This window comes from Proteus vulgaris, from assembly GCF_023100685.1.
In the GTDB taxonomy this organism is placed as follows: domain Bacteria; phylum Pseudomonadota; class Gammaproteobacteria; order Enterobacterales; family Enterobacteriaceae; genus Proteus.
Window position 1 is genome coordinate 1,946,894 of the sequence record NZ_CP090064.1, and the last position, 16,310, is coordinate 1,963,203.

The 16,310-nt window shown below is 36.5% G+C and carries 18 protein-coding genes; 7 read left to right on the forward strand and 11 right to left on the reverse strand.

Features of this window, described 5'->3' with window-relative positions:
• Positions 1–120 precede the first annotated feature (120 nt).
• Positions 121–990: a pyridoxal kinase PdxY gene (gene pdxY, locus LW139_RS09580; RefSeq protein WP_109408709.1), complete on the forward strand. Its 870-nt coding sequence runs from the start codon at positions 121–123 to the stop codon at positions 988–990.
• A 95-nt stretch (positions 991–1,085) separates the two neighbouring features.
• Here the strand turns inward: pdxY and LW139_RS09585 are convergent, their stop codons facing one another.
• The 11 genes from LW139_RS09585 to pspF all read right to left on the reverse strand — a co-directional run bounded on the left by LW139_RS09585 (position 1,086) and on the right by pspF (position 11,666).
• On the reverse strand, positions 1,086–1,577 hold the full coding sequence (locus tag LW139_RS09585; protein ID WP_166541344.1) for an SMI1/KNR4 family protein: 492 nt from the start codon (positions 1,575–1,577) through the stop codon (positions 1,086–1,088).
• Between the two features lie 21 nt (positions 1,578–1,598).
• Positions 1,599–2,057 carry a hypothetical protein gene (locus tag LW139_RS09590; RefSeq protein WP_166541343.1) on the reverse strand — a complete coding sequence of 153 codons (459 nt, stop codon included), beginning with the start codon at positions 2,055–2,057 and terminating at the stop codon, positions 1,599–1,601.
• A gap of 168 nt (positions 2,058–2,225) precedes the next feature.
• Complete coding sequence (gene gstA, locus LW139_RS09595; protein ID WP_166541342.1) at positions 2,226–2,837, reverse strand: glutathione transferase GstA; 612 nt, start codon at positions 2,835–2,837, stop codon at positions 2,226–2,228.
• A gap of 198 nt (positions 2,838–3,035) precedes the next feature.
• Entirely contained in the window at positions 3,036–3,737 is a 702-nt protein-coding gene (locus tag LW139_RS09600) for a DUF3592 domain-containing protein (protein ID WP_166541341.1), read from the reverse strand.
• A 305-nt stretch (positions 3,738–4,042) separates the two neighbouring features.
• Complete coding sequence (gene fabI, locus LW139_RS09605; protein WP_072067955.1) at positions 4,043–4,831, reverse strand: enoyl-ACP reductase FabI; 789 nt, start codon at positions 4,829–4,831, stop codon at positions 4,043–4,045.
• A 207-nt stretch (positions 4,832–5,038) separates the two neighbouring features.
• On the reverse strand, positions 5,039–5,848 hold the full coding sequence (gene sapF / locus LW139_RS09610) for a putrescine export ABC transporter ATP-binding protein SapF (protein WP_072067956.1): 810 nt from the start codon (positions 5,846–5,848) through the stop codon (positions 5,039–5,041).
• A complete protein-coding gene (gene sapD, locus LW139_RS09615) occupies positions 5,838–6,839 on the reverse strand; it encodes a putrescine export ABC transporter ATP-binding protein SapD (protein WP_109408714.1) in 1,002 nt (333 codons plus the stop codon). The genes sapF and sapD overlap by 11 nt, the downstream gene beginning before the upstream one ends.
• Positions 6,839–7,732, reverse strand: a complete 894-nt coding sequence (gene sapC, locus LW139_RS09620; RefSeq protein WP_166541340.1) for a putrescine export ABC transporter permease SapC — start codon at positions 7,730–7,732, stop codon at positions 6,839–6,841. Before sapC ends, sapD begins: the two co-directional genes overlap by 1 nt.
• Positions 7,719–8,684, reverse strand: coding sequence for a putrescine export ABC transporter permease SapB (gene sapB / locus LW139_RS09625; RefSeq protein ID WP_109408715.1), 966 nt, complete (start codon positions 8,682–8,684; stop codon positions 7,719–7,721). Before sapB ends, sapC begins: the two co-directional genes overlap by 14 nt.
• 3 nt (positions 8,685–8,687) lie before the next feature.
• Positions 8,688–10,373: an ABC transporter substrate-binding protein SapA gene (gene sapA / locus LW139_RS09630; RefSeq protein WP_166541339.1), complete on the reverse strand. Its 1,686-nt coding sequence runs from the start codon at positions 10,371–10,373 to the stop codon at positions 8,688–8,690.
• Between the two features lie 294 nt (positions 10,374–10,667).
• On the reverse strand, positions 10,668–11,666 hold the full coding sequence (pspF, locus tag LW139_RS09635; RefSeq protein WP_247851133.1) for a phage shock protein operon transcriptional activator: 999 nt from the start codon (positions 11,664–11,666) through the stop codon (positions 10,668–10,670).
• Positions 11,667–11,884: 218 nt separating this feature from the next.
• On the opposite strand from pspF, the gene pspA reads away from it, so the two are divergent.
• The 6 genes from pspA (at position 11,885) to LW139_RS09665 (ending at position 15,963) form a co-directional block, all read left to right on the forward strand.
• The gene (gene pspA / locus LW139_RS09640) at positions 11,885–12,553 is read left to right on the forward strand and encodes a phage shock protein PspA (protein WP_072067962.1); all 669 of its coding nucleotides are present in this window, start codon (positions 11,885–11,887) and stop codon (positions 12,551–12,553) included.
• Positions 12,554–12,589: 36 nt separating this feature from the next.
• A complete protein-coding gene (gene pspB, locus LW139_RS09645) occupies positions 12,590–12,820 on the forward strand; it encodes an envelope stress response membrane protein PspB (RefSeq protein ID WP_036937208.1) in 231 nt (76 codons plus the stop codon).
• Entirely contained in the window at positions 12,820–13,176 is a 357-nt protein-coding gene (pspC, locus tag LW139_RS09650) for an envelope stress response membrane protein PspC (protein ID WP_109408718.1), read from the forward strand. Before pspB ends, pspC begins: the two co-directional genes overlap by 1 nt.
• A gap of 117 nt (positions 13,177–13,293) precedes the next feature.
• On the forward strand, positions 13,294–13,548 hold the full coding sequence (locus LW139_RS09655) for a phage shock protein PspD (protein WP_227336812.1): 255 nt from the start codon (positions 13,294–13,296) through the stop codon (positions 13,546–13,548).
• Positions 13,529–14,923, forward strand: a complete 1,395-nt coding sequence (locus LW139_RS09660; protein ID WP_166541336.1) for a YcjX family protein — start codon at positions 13,529–13,531, stop codon at positions 14,921–14,923. Before LW139_RS09655 ends, LW139_RS09660 begins: the two co-directional genes overlap by 20 nt.
• Positions 14,920–15,963 (forward strand): YcjF family protein, encoded by a 1,044-nt coding sequence (locus tag LW139_RS09665; RefSeq protein WP_166541335.1) that lies wholly within the window; start codon positions 14,920–14,922, stop codon positions 15,961–15,963. The genes LW139_RS09660 and LW139_RS09665 overlap by 4 nt, the downstream gene beginning before the upstream one ends.
• Positions 15,964–16,310 lie beyond the last annotated feature (347 nt).

Consider the following 16,310-nt stretch of genomic DNA (forward strand, 5'->3'; position numbering starts at 1 on the left):
TGACAGTAAAGGGCAGCCGGTGAGTTGCCCTTTTTCTTAATAACAATAAATAACGTATATACCTCGCCTATGATGATAAAGCTTGGGTGTTGTGTGTATTCACAATAATCGGTTTATGTCATGAAAAATATACTCTCTATTCAATCTCATGTTGTTTTCGGTCACGCGGGTAACAGTGCTTCTGAGTTTCCAATGCGTCGGATGGGTGTGAACGTTTGGCCTTTAAATACAGTGCAATTTTCAAACCACACACAGTACCCAGAAAAATGGACTGGATGTGTTATGTCAGCAGAACATATTACAGAAATTGTTGATGGTATTGCCGCAATCGGCAAGCTCTCACAATGTGATGCTGTACTAAGTGGTTATTTGGGATCGGCTGAACAAGGTTTGCGTATTGTTGATATCGTTAAAAAAGTAAAACAAGCCAATCCTAACGCATGGTATTTTTGTGATCCTGTGATGGGGCATCCTGAAAAAGGTTGTATTGTCCCTCCTGCAGTTTCAGGTGTGCTGTGTGAAGAAGCTTTACCAATTAGCGATATTATTGCCCCTAATCTTTTAGAGCTTGAAACATTAAGTGGTGGTAAAGCACTTCACAACGTTGATGAGTGCGTAAACGCTGCTCGTGAATTGTGTAAACAAGGCCCTAAGATTGTATTAGTAAAACACTTATCACGTGCTGGATATCGCCATGATCGCTTTGAAATGCTGTTAGTAACCGCAGAACATAGTTGGCATGTTAGTCGCCCATTAGTTGATTTTGGTGAGCGTCAACCCGTGGGAGTCGGTGATTTAACCAGTGGTTTAATGCTGGTGGATTTACTCAAAGGGGTTGAGTTACAAACTGCATTAGAACACGTTGCCGCGGCAGTTTATGAAGTGATGCTCAAAACGAAAGAAATGAATGAGTACGAATTGCAACTCGTTGCTGCACAAGATCAAATGGTGCATCCAACACATAGATTCTGCGCAACACAGATAGATTAATTGCAATAAAACAAATTTGATTAGAACCAGAACGGAGGCTTAATAGTTTCCGTTTTTTTAGGAGCCAGTTGTAAGATATCAATGGATTATACGTATTATAAGCCGTCTATCTCATCTTCACTCATTAGATTATTGATAAAAACATCAAATGAAGGAGCTAAATAGAGTTGAGCATTTTTATGGTTTTCTTCAAGAGTTAGTTCATCATTAAAGAGATCTATCGCATAAAATAGCACACTATTATCATCTTGATTAATGCAGAAAAAATTCCCACCCCAATCAATAGCAAAGGGGATGATGTTTTGAGGAATAACTTTTTTTTCAATCATATAATAATAACAATTATCGAGTAATGAAGTACTACTATCTAAAGTTAAGTTACAGTGTTTTATGGATTTAAACTTTGCAATTTCAAGAGGTTCAATATCATTATTGATATAATACCAACTCTTTAAAGGGACTCCTCCATTAAATTGTAGGTAATGTTCAACAAAATCATTAGAAAATTTATATTTTAAATTATTCTCCAATTGTTCTATTTCAAACAAAGAAATGTTTTTTTCGCAGTGTTCGAAATTATTATTCATTTTATTTCCTTTATTTTTATATTAACTTTCTTTTTTTAGTAAGTTTTCTATATTTTGAAAATCAATAGCATAATCATTAAGAACAATACCTTTAAAGGTTACTAACTTATTAAAAAATCCTTGAGCATGTAATGCCATTGTTTTTATAAGCAGGTGTTTATTAATAAACGATTTTCTTGAACTGTTAGCATTGATGGTAATGAGCACGTTTTCATTGATAGGCTGAAATTTTATTTCAATAGGCTGGTCAGGAAAGTTGGTTTTAAACTCTTGATTTTCATTTATTTTAACTAAACCTTCGACTAGATAGCTCCATAGTTGGTCAACATAATCCCACATGCTTATATCGATTATTTTAGTATTATAAATAGATAATTCTATGGCACCTTCAATATAGAAAGTATCTTTTAATAAACCATTATAGTCATTGATATTAATAAAATTATCTCTTATTTTTAAGTAAGTCGAAACGTTAATCATGTAATATCCTATTAGCCTAGTAAAGTCATTTCCCTGAGTACTTTTTAGATACAGATATGAAAGTGTATTACTTTAGATAACCACATTTATTGTCTGTGCATTTAAAAGAGAATAGCTCAAGTAATTATATGTCACTTGAGCTATTTAAATTAAAAAATAGAAAAGAGATTACTCTTTAATTAACCCCTCAGTAATCAGTGCGCTATGTACATTAGGGCGTTGTGCAATGCGTTTTAAGTAATCTTGTAGATGTGTTAGATCAGTTAAATCTAAGCCAACATGCGGTGCCCATTGGCTTAATGTAAATAAATAAGCATCAATAACAGTAAAATACTCACCACATGCAAATTTTTGTTTGCTTAAGATATCATTGATATAAGCAAATTTACTTTTGAGTTTGGTTTTAACCACTGGTAGGTAGCTTTCAGGAGTATCTGGTGAAAATAGTGGGCTATAACCTTTATGAACTTCACTCGCAAGAAAATTTAACCATTCTATTTGGTGATAACGTTCTAATGTTTTTGGTGGTGCAATTAAATTTCTATCTGGTTTTAAGTCTGCAAGGTATTGAACAATAGCAACGCCTTCAGTCAGAATATCACCATTATCTAATTGAAGGACAGGAACCTGCCCTTTAGGGTTGATGGTTAGAAAATCTTTACCTGACTCTGTTTTTTTAGCACGTAAATCGATGCGTTCAATAGAGAAATCTAGGCCCGTTTCACGTAAAACGATATGAGGGGAAAGTGAGCAACTACCCGGTGTGTAGTACAATTTCATATTGAATAGCTCCCTATCAATGAGATGGTGATAATGACTTACGGATATCAAAAAATATCTTCATTAACATAAGATAATAAGGCGTTCTAAGAAATTAGCAAACTCAAATGATGCGAATGAAAAAGGCTTTTGTAAATCTGTGAACAAGACAGATAATTGATGAAATTATAAGAAAATAAGTATTCTTTATATTAATTATCATTCTTCAAATGAAGGTAGGAAAGAAATATCAAGGTAATAAATCTTGGGATTTCTCTTATCAACATAGACTGTAACCAGTTCTTTATTAATATAAGGAGTGGGATCAAAAAATATATAACCACTTTTATAACGAATTAAACGATTATTTAATGTGTCATGATAATCTGCAATGATTTGATAAGGAGAACGGTGATTAATTCGAATATTATTATTAATAATGACCTCAGATATTTTTACATTAATAGGCATACCATCACGTTTCAATCGTTGATTTCTATTGGCTTTTCTTCTTATAAAATACAGAGGGATAAGTCCCGTTGAGGCAAATACCAAGCCAAAAATACCTAATATAGTGCCTGCACCATATAAGCCTAAAAAGTTGTTAATTGTCGCTCTTTGAGGATCATTTTGAAGATAAATAACACTAATGTTTTCACCAAGATGAAAACGAGGTGGGTTACTTCCTTCTAGTGAGCGAAAAGTAATTTTTCTATTATCATTAGTAGTAAATTGAATAATAGGGTGATAAACATTTCTCTCATTAGAGGATTGACTCATACTTTGATCAATAACAATACCCGTTGTTTCTATGCCATTTCTTACTAAATGTAATTCTGATTTAATAACAAATAAAGCAACGATAAAAATAATCACGCCGATAATGGCAAAAATATAAAACAGAAATTTAAATTTCTTCATACATTAAATCCTTTTATTAATATGTGATTATTTTATCTGTAATAAGTGAGAAGATTATAGGAATTAACTAAAAAACAAAAGTTATATTTATCTAAAAAGTAATTACTCTAAATATGAAGTTCAAAAAGAGTGAAAACAAGATGAAATATGGATGTTTATCAACAAAAGAGCCAAATAATTAAACATAGAAAAAGCTTAAAAAAATCTAACAGGGAGGATGAAATGAATATACGCAGGAATGTTATTCTCACAAAAAAGCCAGCCTTAATGATTTTAGGCTGGCTTTTGTTATTTAGGCAATAGAGTTATTTTAGTTCTAATTCATTCATTGCTGCAATGCTAAAGCCACCATCAACGTGGATGATTTCGCCAGTAATACCACCTGATAAGTCAGAGCATAAGAATGCTGCTGTATTACCTACATCTTCGGTTGTTACAGTGCGACGCAGAGGGGTTACTGATTCGCAATGGCTTAACATTTTACGGAAGTCTTTGATACCAGACGCCGCTAATGTACGGATTGGGCCAGCAGAGATACCGTTAACACGAATACCTTCAGGACCCATGGCGTTTGCCATGTAACGTACGTTAGCTTCTAAAGACGCTTTAGCCAGACCCATGACGTTATAATTAGGGATTGCACGTTCAGCACCTAAATAAGTCAGAGTTAATAGAGCAGAGTTTGGATTTAGCATTTCACGGCTTGCTTTTGCCATCGCAACAAAGCTGTATGCGCTAATATCGTGAGCAATTTTAAAACCTTCACGAGTAACAGCGTTAACATAGTCACCATCTAGTTGGTCAGCAGGTGCAAAACCGATAGAGTGAACAAAACCATCGTATTTTGGCCAAACTTTTGCAAGTTCTGCATACATGGTATCGATGCTTTCGTCTTTTGACACATCACACTCTAATACGATATTTGAGTCTAATGATGCTGCAAATTCTTCAACGCGTGGTTTCAGTTTTTCATTTTGGTAAGTAAATGCAAGTTCTGCACCTTGGTCACGCATAGCTTTGGCAATACCATAAGCAATTGATAATTTACTAGCAACACCAGTAATAAGAATGCGTTTGCCGGTCATAAAGCCCATAGCTGTATCCTTGTTTTTTCGTAAATCGCGATAATAACATCATTCACAGTTTTATTTATCTGTTGGGTTATCACGCTTATTGTTAATAAACGTGGCTGATTCTACCACGACATTTGTAAATTTGTTTAATTTCCCTAGCACCTCCGAGGAGTTAAGGGAAAAGGGCGAAATAATGTGCAATTAACATTAGGCCTATATTGTTTACACTTAAGTTAAATCTTGACGCCAAGCTTCGGCTGTTAAGGCTTCACCAAAATGGCTTGCAACCAATCTTCGTGTGACTTCATGTAAAGGTGAAGCAAGGACTTCAGCTGTATTACCGCGTTCAACAACTTCACCATTATCCATCACAATAATCTTATCGCTAATATGTTTAGTCATACCTAAGTTTTGTGTTACATAAATATAGGCAATATCATGAGTTTCTTGCAGTTCTAACATCAAATTTATAATTTGTGATCGTAAGGACATATCCAATGATGCGATAGCCTCGTCAGCAATAATTACTTGAGGTTGTAAAATTAATGCTCTTGCAAGCGCAATACGTTGGCGCTGACCTGATGCAAACATATGGGGATAATAGTTGGCATGTTCAGGCAAAAGGCCCACTTGGCGTAATGTCTGATAAATGCGCTTTTCACGTTCAATAGCACTCAGATCCGTATTAAGACGCAAAGGAATATCTAATGTTTGACCAATACGTTGGCGCGGATTTAATGAGTTAGTGGGATCTTGGAATATCATTCTAATGCGTTGGCTACGATAAGGATAATCACCGAAATGGAGTTGATGCCCATTAATAAAAATATCCCCGCCGGTAGGCTCAGTTACACCTGATAACATTCTTGCTAATGTAGATTTTCCTGAACCATTAGCACCAATAATGGCTAAGGTTTGTTTTGGCTCAAGTGTAAAACTAACTGGTTTTACAGCTTCTAATTGTTGACGCCGGAATAATCCAGTGCGATAGCGAAAGGTTTTTGAAAGATTCTTTACCTCAAGCAGTTTATCGAACATCAGTTGGCTCCACATTTAACGGGAAATGACAAGCCACGGCATGGTTTTTAAATAAACGTAACCGAGGGGCTTCAATACACTGGCGTTGTGCATATGGGCAACGTGGGCCTAAACGACAACCTACGGGTAGATGTTCAAGCGAAGGGATTGCTCCAGGCAATGTATTTAAACGGCTCTTATGTGCCAATGAGTTGGTAAAATCAGGAATAGAGCGTATCAATGCTTGAGTATAAGGATGATAAGGTGTTACTAATAGTTCATCGGGAGAGGCAGTTTCAACCATTTGACCACAATACATCACTGTAATTTTATTCGCCAATTTACTCATCCATTGCAAATCATGGCTAATCAAAAGAATTGTCATATTATTATTTTGATTAAGTCGAGTAAGTAAACGAAATATTTGTGTTTGTGTTGCGGGTTCCATTGCGTTAGTCGGTTCATCCGCAATCAACAATCGAGGCTGATTAGCAATGGCGATAGCTATCATCACTTTTTGGCATTCACCTTCTGTTAATTCATAAGGGTAACTGCGCATAATATCTTTGTGATCTTTAATACCTACACGGTGCAATAATTCAATTGCACGGCGTTTTCGCCAATGAAAGCGTTGCCACCAATGGCCTTTAAATGTCCAACCTGGGATAGCTTGTATCAACTGCTGTTCAATTTTTGTCGCAGGATCAAGACAAGATTGTGGCTCTTGGAAAATCATTGAAATATTATGACCAATGACACGACGTCGCGCTCTTGGGGATAATTTAAGTAAATCAATATCATCAAATCGGAAACGATCAGCAGTTACGTTGATATTATCTTTAGTGACGCCACAAATGGCTTTTGCAATTAAGCTTTTACCTGATCCTGATTCGCCGACAAGCCCCCTGACTTCACCTTCATTTAAGGTAATAGAAACACGATCGACGGCTTTAACTGGCCCATCAGGCGTCATAAATTCAATGGTTAAATTGCGTATATCTAATAAAGGCATTATTCAACTCCCTCATTTATTGCACGCTGTAAACCATCTCCTAATAGGTTCACCAATAAAACGCTGATCATGATTGTGGCGCCTGGAATTAAGACAGTCCATGGGGCGACATAAATTAACTCAAGTGAATCGCCCAGCATGGCACCCCATTCAGGAGAAGGAAGCTGAGCGCCTAAATTGAGGAAACCCAATGCGGTAATATCAAGAATAGCGATTGAAAAAGCACGCGTTAATTCAGAGACCAATACAGGGGTAATATTAGGTAATACGGTATACCATAAAATGGAAATATTCGATGCGCCATCAAGTCGAGAAGCAATGACATACTCTTTGTTTAATTCATCATTGACCGCAGAATAGATCATTCTGACTAAGCGAGGTAACAATGCTAGCCAAATCGCTATCATGGCATGACCAAGGCTTGTTCCCACAAAAGCTACAACAATAATGGCCAGAAGTAGTGATGGAATTGATAATAAGGTATCTAATATATGGTTAAGAATGGCGGATTTTAAACCATGAGTCATCCCCGCAAAACAACCAATAATTAACCCCATTAATGTCGCAGCAAAAGTGACAATAAATGCACCACCAAAGGTCATACTTGTCCCAATTAAAATTCGACTAAAAACATCTCTGCCTAAGTCATCTGTACCAAAAAAGTAAGAAACGTTCCCGTTTTGATACCAAGATGGTGGCGTTAATTGATGTCCGAAAAACTGTTGATCAAGAGCATAAGGCGCAATATAAGGGCCAATTACACTCAATACTAAGAGAAAAAGAACACCATAAAACCCTACCATTGAGATAACGTCTTTAGAAAAACATTGCCAAATCACCGCTACGGGTGTTGGTGTTTTTTTCTCTTTATAAAATTGGCTATCTAAAGGCATATCCCACCTTGTGTTTCATTGGATTACTCATAGCGCCGACAATATCTGATAAGACGTTAACAACAATGACCATTGAACCTACTAACATCACTCCTGCGGAAATCGCAGAGTAATCTTGTTGGCGGATTGCTGTGACTAACCAGCGGCCGAGTCCCGGCCAATTAAATACAATTTCTGTCACCATGGTAAGTGTAAGCATGGTGGAGAACTGTAAGCCTAATTTAGGGATGATAGGGGGTAAAGCATTATGAAGAATATGGCGACGAATAATTGTAAAACGTGAGAGACCTCGAGTTGCGGCTGCCTTCACGTAGTTCTCTGACATAATTTCTTCCGTACTATTGCGCATTAATCGAATAACTTCTGTTGTGGGTGCAATAGCAAGTGTTGTTACAGGTAAAATCAGATGTTGTAATACATTAATAATCATTTGCTGGCGATAAGGTGAATTAGATAACCAAGCATCAACTAATGCAATACCTGTAATAGGCTGTAAGTTATAAAGTAAATCAATACGACCAGAAACAGGAAGCCAACCCAGTTTTAGTGAGAAGAAAAGTGTTAATAACAAGGCAAGTCCAAAAACAGGCACAGAAAAACCTAAGAGCGCAAAGTTACTGATAATAATATCAGCAGATTTATTACGCCAAACACCAGCAATGATCCCAGCAGGAATACCCACAATTAAGGCAAAAAGAAAAGCTAAGGTGCAAAGTTCCATTGTTGCTGGCAATGCCTCAATTAATTGCGCTTTAATGGGTTCTCCATTAATAGAAGAAATACCAAAATCAAAATGAGTCATATTGTGAGCATAGAAAAAGTAGGCATCTATTAGTGATGCACCACTTAATGGACCATTTGGCGTGTAATAGCTCAGGCTAAAGCTCACCAGTGACAAAAAGAACAGTGTCACAAGTAATAAAAGCAATCGACGTATTGAATAAATAATCATAGATTATTTTATAGCCTCTTTCTTGTGATTTTGTTCATCCACTTCTGCTTCTCGATAAACACCAGCAAAAGACGCATTACCGAAAGTACTTAATAGTAATCCTTTAATATCATAGCGATATGCTTGCATACGTAAAGAATTAGCTAAAGGCAATACAGGTAGTTCTTGAGCGAGAATATCTTGTGCTTGATGATAATAATCCATTCTTGAAGCAAGTTGCTGACTATAAAGCGCTTTTTTTAAAATATCATCAAAACTCGGTAGGCACCAATGACTAAGGTTAGTTTGTGAACTAATAGCTGCACAACTAAAGAGAGGACGGAAAAAACTATCAGGATCGTTACTGTCTGTTGACCAGCCAGATAATGTCATATCATGAGTCCTATCCATCATACTGGTTTCTTGATATCGCCCTTCAATTGGGCGAATATTCATTTGAATGCCTACTTGAGCTAAGTCTGCCTGAATGAGCTCAGCCATTTTCAATGGGCTTGGGTTGTAAGATTGTGATGCGCTGGGTACCCAAAGGTTCAATTTAAGCCCATCAAGCCCTAGCTCTTTTAGTATTTGTTTCGATTTCTCAGGATTGTACTCTGTGATTTTTGCACGATTATCATAAGCCCAAGATGCACGAGGAAGTACCGATGCGGCTGTTTCAGCAGTACCATAATAAATCGATTCCATTAAACGTTCATTATTTATGGCATAAGCAATAGCTTGGCGAACTTTAAGATCATTGAGTGGAGGCTTACTAGTATTAAAGGCTAAATAAGCGATATTCATACCTGAGCGCAATGTTAATCTTAACCGAGGATCATCACGTAAAACTTTTAATTGGCTAGCCGCAGGATAGGCTAAAACATCACATTCGCCTGTTAATAGTTTAGATATACGGCCTGTACCTCCAGCTCCCATATCAATAACAACTTGTTGCATTTTAGGCTGACCTTTCCAATAGTCGTTATTTCTAAATAAACGAACAAATTGTCCCGGTTGATATTCATCTAGAAAGAAAGGGCCCGTACCTACTGGTTTCCAATCAAGTTGTGTCTGGTTGCCCGATTTCTCTAAGCTTTGTGCATATTCAGCGGAAAGAATAGGGGCGTAATGTGTTGCTAAATGCCATAAAAAAGAGGCATCAGGCTCTTTTAAACTAAATTCGACTGTGTATTGACCCAACTTTTTAACTGATTGGATATTGTCGGCAAAACTTAAGCTATCAAAATAGGGATATTTTCCACCATTGACTTGATTATAAGGATTTTGTGGGTTGATCATCCGTTCAAAACTAAAAATCACATCATCTGCTGTGAGTTTTCGTGTAGGTGTAAACCATGATGTTTGTTGAAACGAGATATTTTTACGCAAATAAAAGCGGTATGTTGCGCCATTATCTAGCGATTCCCAACGAGCGGCTATTTCAGGAATAAGACGATAAGTGTAAGGGTCAACATCTAAAAGACGATCATAAAGTTGCGCGGCAAGGGGATCGATGATTAATCCACTACTTGATAATTGTGGATTAAAGGTATTCACACTGCCATCAACACAATAAACAAAGCCATTTTGATTAATTGGAGTTGGCTCTTGTTTTATCGATAGCGCTTGTGTTTTTGGTGCTACATCTGCGATACAAGTTGCACTTGTTAAGCTAACTAGCAGAGTACCAATAAGTAAAATAGGGCGCATAATAATGTCTTTTAGAGAAACGATTTTGCTATTGTAACTTAAAAAACTTTCTATCCCCAAATAGTCAAAAAAACAAAGTGAGAAAAATTCTCAACAAAAAGCTTTACAAATGCTAATGATAAAGATTATCATCCGTATTGTCCTTCAGCGGTAAGAGGTTTTCCGCAGAAGGCACGACATTGCTCACATTGCTTCCAGTATTTTTTTACTAGCCAGCTCGGGTGCTGGCTTTTTTTTTGCCTCTTTTTTAAAAACACTCCCCCTGTAAAATAAAAATGATTATTAATCATTGTGTTATGTTGTTGTTTGGTGCTTTTTAATCAATCCTCTAAATTGATCGTAGCTTAATTTCAGTTTTTCAGCAGCTTCTTTTTGATTATATAAACTCTCTTTCAACGCATTGCTCACTAATATTTTTTCCATTTCATTTTGCCATTGTCGCAAATCAAGAGGTAAATCAGGTGGTGAAAAAGACGAAATCTTTTTTTCTAATGGTGATTGTTTCGATATCGGTGTTTGCAAGCCTGCAAAAGGATTAATAATAATATTGTCTAATTCTCTATCGCTGGTTCCGTGGCGATAAACCGAACGCTCCACAACATTTTTTAGCTCACGAATATTACCAGGCCATGAATAGTCTAAAAGAATTTGGCATGCGTTATCACTAAAACCAGGAAAAAAAGGTAATCCCAATTCTTGGCACATTGAAATCGCGAAGTTTTCAGCAAGTAACATAATATCAGCTCGGCGTTCCCTTAGCGGGGGTAATCGGATGACATCAAAAGCTAATCTATCCAGTAAATCCGCGCGAAATTTACCTTCTTCAGCCATTGCAGGTAAATCTGCATTTGTAGCACAGATAAGCCTAACATCCACATGCAAAGATTGACTGCCACCAACACGCTCTAAATGACCATATTCAATAACTCGTAATAATTTTTCTTGTACAAGCATTGGTGCTGTTGCCAGTTCATCAAGAAAAAGAGAGCCACCATCAGCACGTTCAAAACGCCCTTGATGACGATTTTTAGCACCAGTGAAAGCACCAGCTTCATGACCAAAAAGTTCAGAATCGAGCAAGTTATCATTAAGCGCAGAGCAGTTGATAGAAATAAAAGGGCCTTGCCACCAAGGCGCAAGGTAGTGTAATCGATGAGCGATTAACTCTTTACCTGTACCTCGTTCACCAATAATTAATACTGGCTTTTTTAATTGAGCAAGTGCTGATGTTTGTTCTAAAACATCAATAAATTGACTATCAACACCGATTATTGTCTCTAAATTCTCATTCATTGGTTAAATTCACCATAGTAAGGTATTTTTTACCAGCTTATCAGGTGTTCGAAAAATAGGCGAACAATATAAATTAACTATTATTAATAGGTTAGGTGAACTTTAAAAGTTGGCACGTTAATTGTATTAACTAAAGTAAGCCGGGCGTTATGATTAGATGACGCCATTTAATGAAATATTTAACATTACTAATTAGCATAGCTATTAAGGATGACATCATGGGTATATTTTCACGTTTTGCTGACATTATTAATGCCAATATCGCTTCTTTATTAGATAAAGCGGAAGATCCTGAAAAAATGATCCGCCTAATGATCCAAGAAATGGAAGATATGTTAGTTGAGATACGTACAACATCTGCACGTACTTTAGCTGAAAAGAAAGGATTAGAGCGTCGTATTGAACAAGCGGAAAAACAGATTAAAGATTGGCAAGATAAAGCTGAACTAGCTCTGATTAAAGACAAAGAAGATTTAGCGCGTGCAGCATTAATTGAAAAACAACGTGTTGCTTCAGTTAATGATACGCTAAAACATGAGTTGATTATCATTGATGAAACCTTGACTCGTTTGAAAGGTGAAATCAGTGAATTAGAAAATAAATTGACAGAAACTCGAGCTAAACAACAGTCTTTAGTTGTTCGCCATCAAGCAGCAAATTCATCTCGTCAAGTTCGTCGTCAATTAGACAGCGGTAAAATGGATGCAGCAATGGCGCGTTTTGAACAATTTGAGCGCCGTATTGATCATATGGAAGGTGAAGCACAAAGCTACGGGTTAGGTAAAGAGAAATCATTAGACCAACAGTTTGCTGAATTAAAAGCTGATGATGAAATTAGCGCGCAATTAGCGGCATTAAAAGCTAAAATCAATATCAATAAAGAGTAACAGCAAGCGTAATAACCATCTTATAAAGGATATGTAATGGGCTATATATTTCTGGGAATACCACTGACCATTTTTATTTTATTTGTTCTCCCTATCTGGCTGTGGTTGCATTACAGCAATCAGAAAGGTGGAGGGAATGTTCAGTTAACCCAACAAGAAATGCAGCGACTGAGCGCGCTGGTGGATAAGGCTCAGCAAATGCAGGAACGCATTAAGACGCTAGAACAAATACTTGATGCAGAACATCCTAACTGGAGGCAATCATAATGACGGTACAAAGCAAACAATTGTATCGCTTGCCACAAGAGGGCGTGATCCGTGGCGTATGCGCAGGCCTTGCCCATTATTTTAATATTCCTGTTTTACTTGTCAGGGTTATTGCGGTGATTGCACTCTTTGCTGGATTTTTTGGCTTAACGATTGTTGCTTATCTTGTTTTGAGTTTCTTTATGGAGCCTGCGCCTGCTAATTATCAACAAGGTGATGAGCAACAGGAGAGTTTAAAAGAAATTTTAAGCGGTGTTGATAATCAATTAATGCAAGGTGAAAAACGTTTACAGCAAATGGAACGATATATTACTTCTTCCAGCTATCAGTTAAATAAACGCTTTCGCGATCTGTAATATTTTCACCATTTAATCCGATAAGACGCTCCGATTTAGGAGCGTCTTTCGTTAAGTCGGTCTATTTTCTACTAAATGTATTATAAATGAGCAAAATTCCTGATTGAGGAGAGTGCTGTGAATATCAATCAAGCTTATATCTCGCTAAAAACAAATAAACTCACCTACTTTGCCAAAAAAGGGTTAACATTTGGGTTAATGTTATTGACTTTATTTGGGCCGGCCGCAATAACTGGCAGTATAATAAAACGCGTAAGTAGCAAACCGTTACGTTGGTTGGTTCTATTGATAGCAGAGCCTGTTATTAAAGCAGGTTTAAATAAGCTATCGCGTCAAATGTCTTGGGAGAAACATGAAACGCCTACAAAATGAACTTACAGCTTTTATTAATCGTGGTGTTGATAGGCACCTTCGCTTAGCGGTAACTGGATTAAGCCGAAGTGGTAAAACGGCATTTATTACTTCTTTAGTTAATCAACTTATTAATGTGCATACTGGTGCGCGTTTACCGTTATTTTCAGCGGCACGAGATAAGCAACTATTGGGTGTAAAACGTATTCCTCAGCATAATTTAAATATCCCCCGATTTACTTATGACGAAGGAATGGAATCGCTTTATCACACACCTCCAAGTTGGCCGGTTCCAACCAAAGGAGTGAGTGAAATTCGTTTACAATTACGTTATCGCTCAAATGAGTCATTAACACGTTTTATCAAAGAAACATCTTCGCTTTATTTAGAGATTGTGGATTACCCTGGCGAATGGTTATTAGATTTACCGATGCTTGAGCAAGATTATTTTGAATGGTCAGAGCAAATGAATAAGGTAAATCGCCAAAGAAGATTGCCAGAACAAAATTGGCAAACACAACTTAAAAAATGCGATCCCTTTGCACCTGCTGATGAAACATTATTAGCGGATATTGCCTCTGCTTACACTGACTATTTATTAGCATGTAAAAAAGAAGGGCTTCATTTTATTCAACCGGGGCGTTTTGTTTTACCTGGTGAATTAGCCGGTGCGCCTGTTTTGCAGTTTTTTCCTTGGCCTGATTTACAACAGCATGATATTGCCAAATTAAAGAATGCTGATAAACGGACTAATATTGGCATGCTAAAGCAACGGTATGAATATTATGGCCAGCATGTGGTAAAAGGTTTTTATCGAGATCATTTCCAAGGATTTGATAGACAAATTGTTTTAGTGGATTGCCTACAACCTTTAAATCAAGGTGCTGATGTTTTTAATGATATGCGCCAAGCATTAACACAATTAATGCGCAGTTTTCATTATGGAAAAAGAACCTTACTTAGACGCTTATTTTCACCTTGCATTGATAAGTTATTATTTGCAGCGACTAAAGCTGATCATATTACAGTTGATCAGCACGAAAATTTAGTTTCATTGCTTCAACAACTTATTCAAGATGCTAAACAAAATGCTATTTTTGAAGGGATCAGCATTGATTGTATGGGGCTTGCCTCTATAGCTGCAACTGAAAGTGGCATTGTGGATCACCATGGTGAAAAAATTCCAGCATTAAAAGGTTTTCGTTTAAGTGATAACAAACCTTTGGTGTATTTCCCTGGTGAAGTTCCTAAACGATTGCCTGAAAAAGAATTTTGGGAAAAACAAGGGTTTAGTTTCGAATCTTTTAGACCACAACAAATATCAAGAGATAGCGCAGTTCCTCATATTCGCATGGATAGTGCAATGGAATTCTTGTTAGGGGATAAATTAAAATGAATGAGCCATTAAAATCACGAATTGATTTTAAAGAGCCCATACTTCAAGATGAAGTAAGCTTAAAAAAAGGTATTGATTTTCAGGAAAATGAAGCATTTTTACCTATTGATCCTCAAGTAGATGAAGAAAACGAAGGGCAGTTAGAAGGTGATATCCAATCTATTTTAAAACCTAAAAAAAGTGTATGGAAACGCTTAATCACAGTTGCAAGTACTATTTTAGGGATTAGTGTTATCGCTCAAACAGGGCAATGGATTTATGAGTCTTGGATAAACTCTGATTGGATTGCATTAGGTGCAGCAAGTGCGGGGGGATTAATTGTTATTGCAGGAATTGGCTCTGTAATAACAGAATGGCGTCGTATTTATCGCTTACGTCAAAGAGCAAATGAAAGAGATAGAGCAAAAGAATTACTTTATAGTCATGCGATGGGTAATGGTCGACCTTTTTGTGAGAAATTGGCTAAACAAGCGGGTATTCATTCACAACATCCTGCACTAATTCGTTGGCAGAGTGCATTACATGATACGCATAATGACAAGGAAGTATTAGAGCTTTATAGTCAATTAGTTCAACCTATTTTAGATAAACAAGCGAGAGCTGAAATTAGTCGCTCTGCTGCAGAATCAACATTAATGATAGCAGTAAGTCCGCTAGCGATGGTCGATATGGCTTTTATTGGTTGGCGTAACATTCGTTTAATTAATCGTATCGCTGAAATTTATGGTATAGAGCTAGGGTACTATAGTCGCTTAAAATTATTTCGCCTTGTATTAGTCAATATTGCATTTGCAGGGGCTACTGAACTAGTAAGAGAAGTCGGGATGGATTGGCTTTCTCAAGATCTCGCCGCACGACTATCAACACGAGCAGCTCAAGGAATTGGCGCTGGTTTATTAACGGCACGTTTAGGGCTCAAGGCAATGGAATTATGTCGACCGCTGCCTTGGATCGATGATAATAAACCTAAGTTGGGTGATTTTAGAAAAGAGCTTATAGGAAAATTAAAAAATACAATTAGTGGCAAGAAAAAAGAATAAAATAAAATTCCTAATGTTGAGTTATTTTAAATAAAAAACCGTAGAGTTATTTCTACGGTTTTTTTGTATAAAAATTTAGCAAAAAATAGTTTGTATAAAATCATGCAAGTGGCTTAGGTGTCGATATTTTATATCTAAACAAATAAATTCATACTATAAAGTACTATCTATATTTTATTTATTATAGTGTAATTATTTCAAATGAAATTAGATAAATAAAATATCTTTAAAAAGAGTAAAAACATCCAAAAAGAAAAGAGGTTATAACCCATTGTTTTTATTTGAAAATACATGCATCTCTAGTTAAAAACTCGTAATTTCTATAAAAATATTCCCTTTTTGATAGA

Bases quoted from the DNA above. Each gene is read 5' to 3' on its own strand.
- pdxY (WP_109408709.1), top strand. From the start codon at position 121: ATGAAAAATATACTCTCTATTCAATCTCATGTTGTTTTCGGTCACGCG.
- LW139_RS09585 (WP_166541344.1), bottom strand. From the start codon at position 1,577: ATGAATAATAATTTCGAACACTGCGAAAAAAACATTTCTTTGTTTGAA.
- LW139_RS09590 (WP_166541343.1), bottom strand. From the start codon at position 2,057: ATGATTAACGTTTCGACTTACTTAAAAATAAGAGATAATTTTATTAAT.
- gstA (WP_166541342.1), bottom strand. From the start codon at position 2,837: ATGAAATTGTACTACACACCGGGTAGTTGCTCACTTTCCCCTCATATC.
- LW139_RS09600 (WP_166541341.1), bottom strand. From the start codon at position 3,737: ATGAAGAAATTTAAATTTCTGTTTTATATTTTTGCCATTATCGGCGTG.
- fabI (WP_072067955.1), bottom strand. From the start codon at position 4,831: ATGGGCTTTATGACCGGCAAACGCATTCTTATTACTGGTGTTGCTAGT.
- sapF (WP_072067956.1), bottom strand. From the start codon at position 5,848: ATGTTCGATAAACTGCTTGAGGTAAAGAATCTTTCAAAAACCTTTCGC.
- sapD (WP_109408714.1), bottom strand. From the start codon at position 6,839: ATGCCTTTATTAGATATACGCAATTTAACCATTGAATTTATGACGCCT.
- sapC (WP_166541340.1), bottom strand. From the start codon at position 7,732: ATGCCTTTAGATAGCCAATTTTATAAAGAGAAAAAAACACCAACACCC.
- sapB (WP_109408715.1), bottom strand. From the start codon at position 8,684: ATGATTATTTATTCAATACGTCGATTGCTTTTATTACTTGTGACACTG.
- sapA (WP_166541339.1), bottom strand. From the start codon at position 10,373: ATGCGCCCTATTTTACTTATTGGTACTCTGCTAGTTAGCTTAACAAGT.
- pspF (WP_247851133.1), bottom strand. From the start codon at position 11,666: ATGAATGAGAATTTAGAGACAATAATCGGTGTTGATAGTCAATTTATT.
- pspA (WP_072067962.1), top strand. From the start codon at position 11,885: ATGGGTATATTTTCACGTTTTGCTGACATTATTAATGCCAATATCGCT.
- pspB (WP_036937208.1), top strand. From the start codon at position 12,590: ATGGGCTATATATTTCTGGGAATACCACTGACCATTTTTATTTTATTT.
- pspC (WP_109408718.1), top strand. From the start codon at position 12,820: ATGACGGTACAAAGCAAACAATTGTATCGCTTGCCACAAGAGGGCGTG.
- LW139_RS09660 (WP_166541336.1), top strand. From the start codon at position 13,529: ATGAAACGCCTACAAAATGAACTTACAGCTTTTATTAATCGTGGTGTT.
- LW139_RS09665 (WP_166541335.1), top strand. From the start codon at position 14,920: ATGAATGAGCCATTAAAATCACGAATTGATTTTAAAGAGCCCATACTT.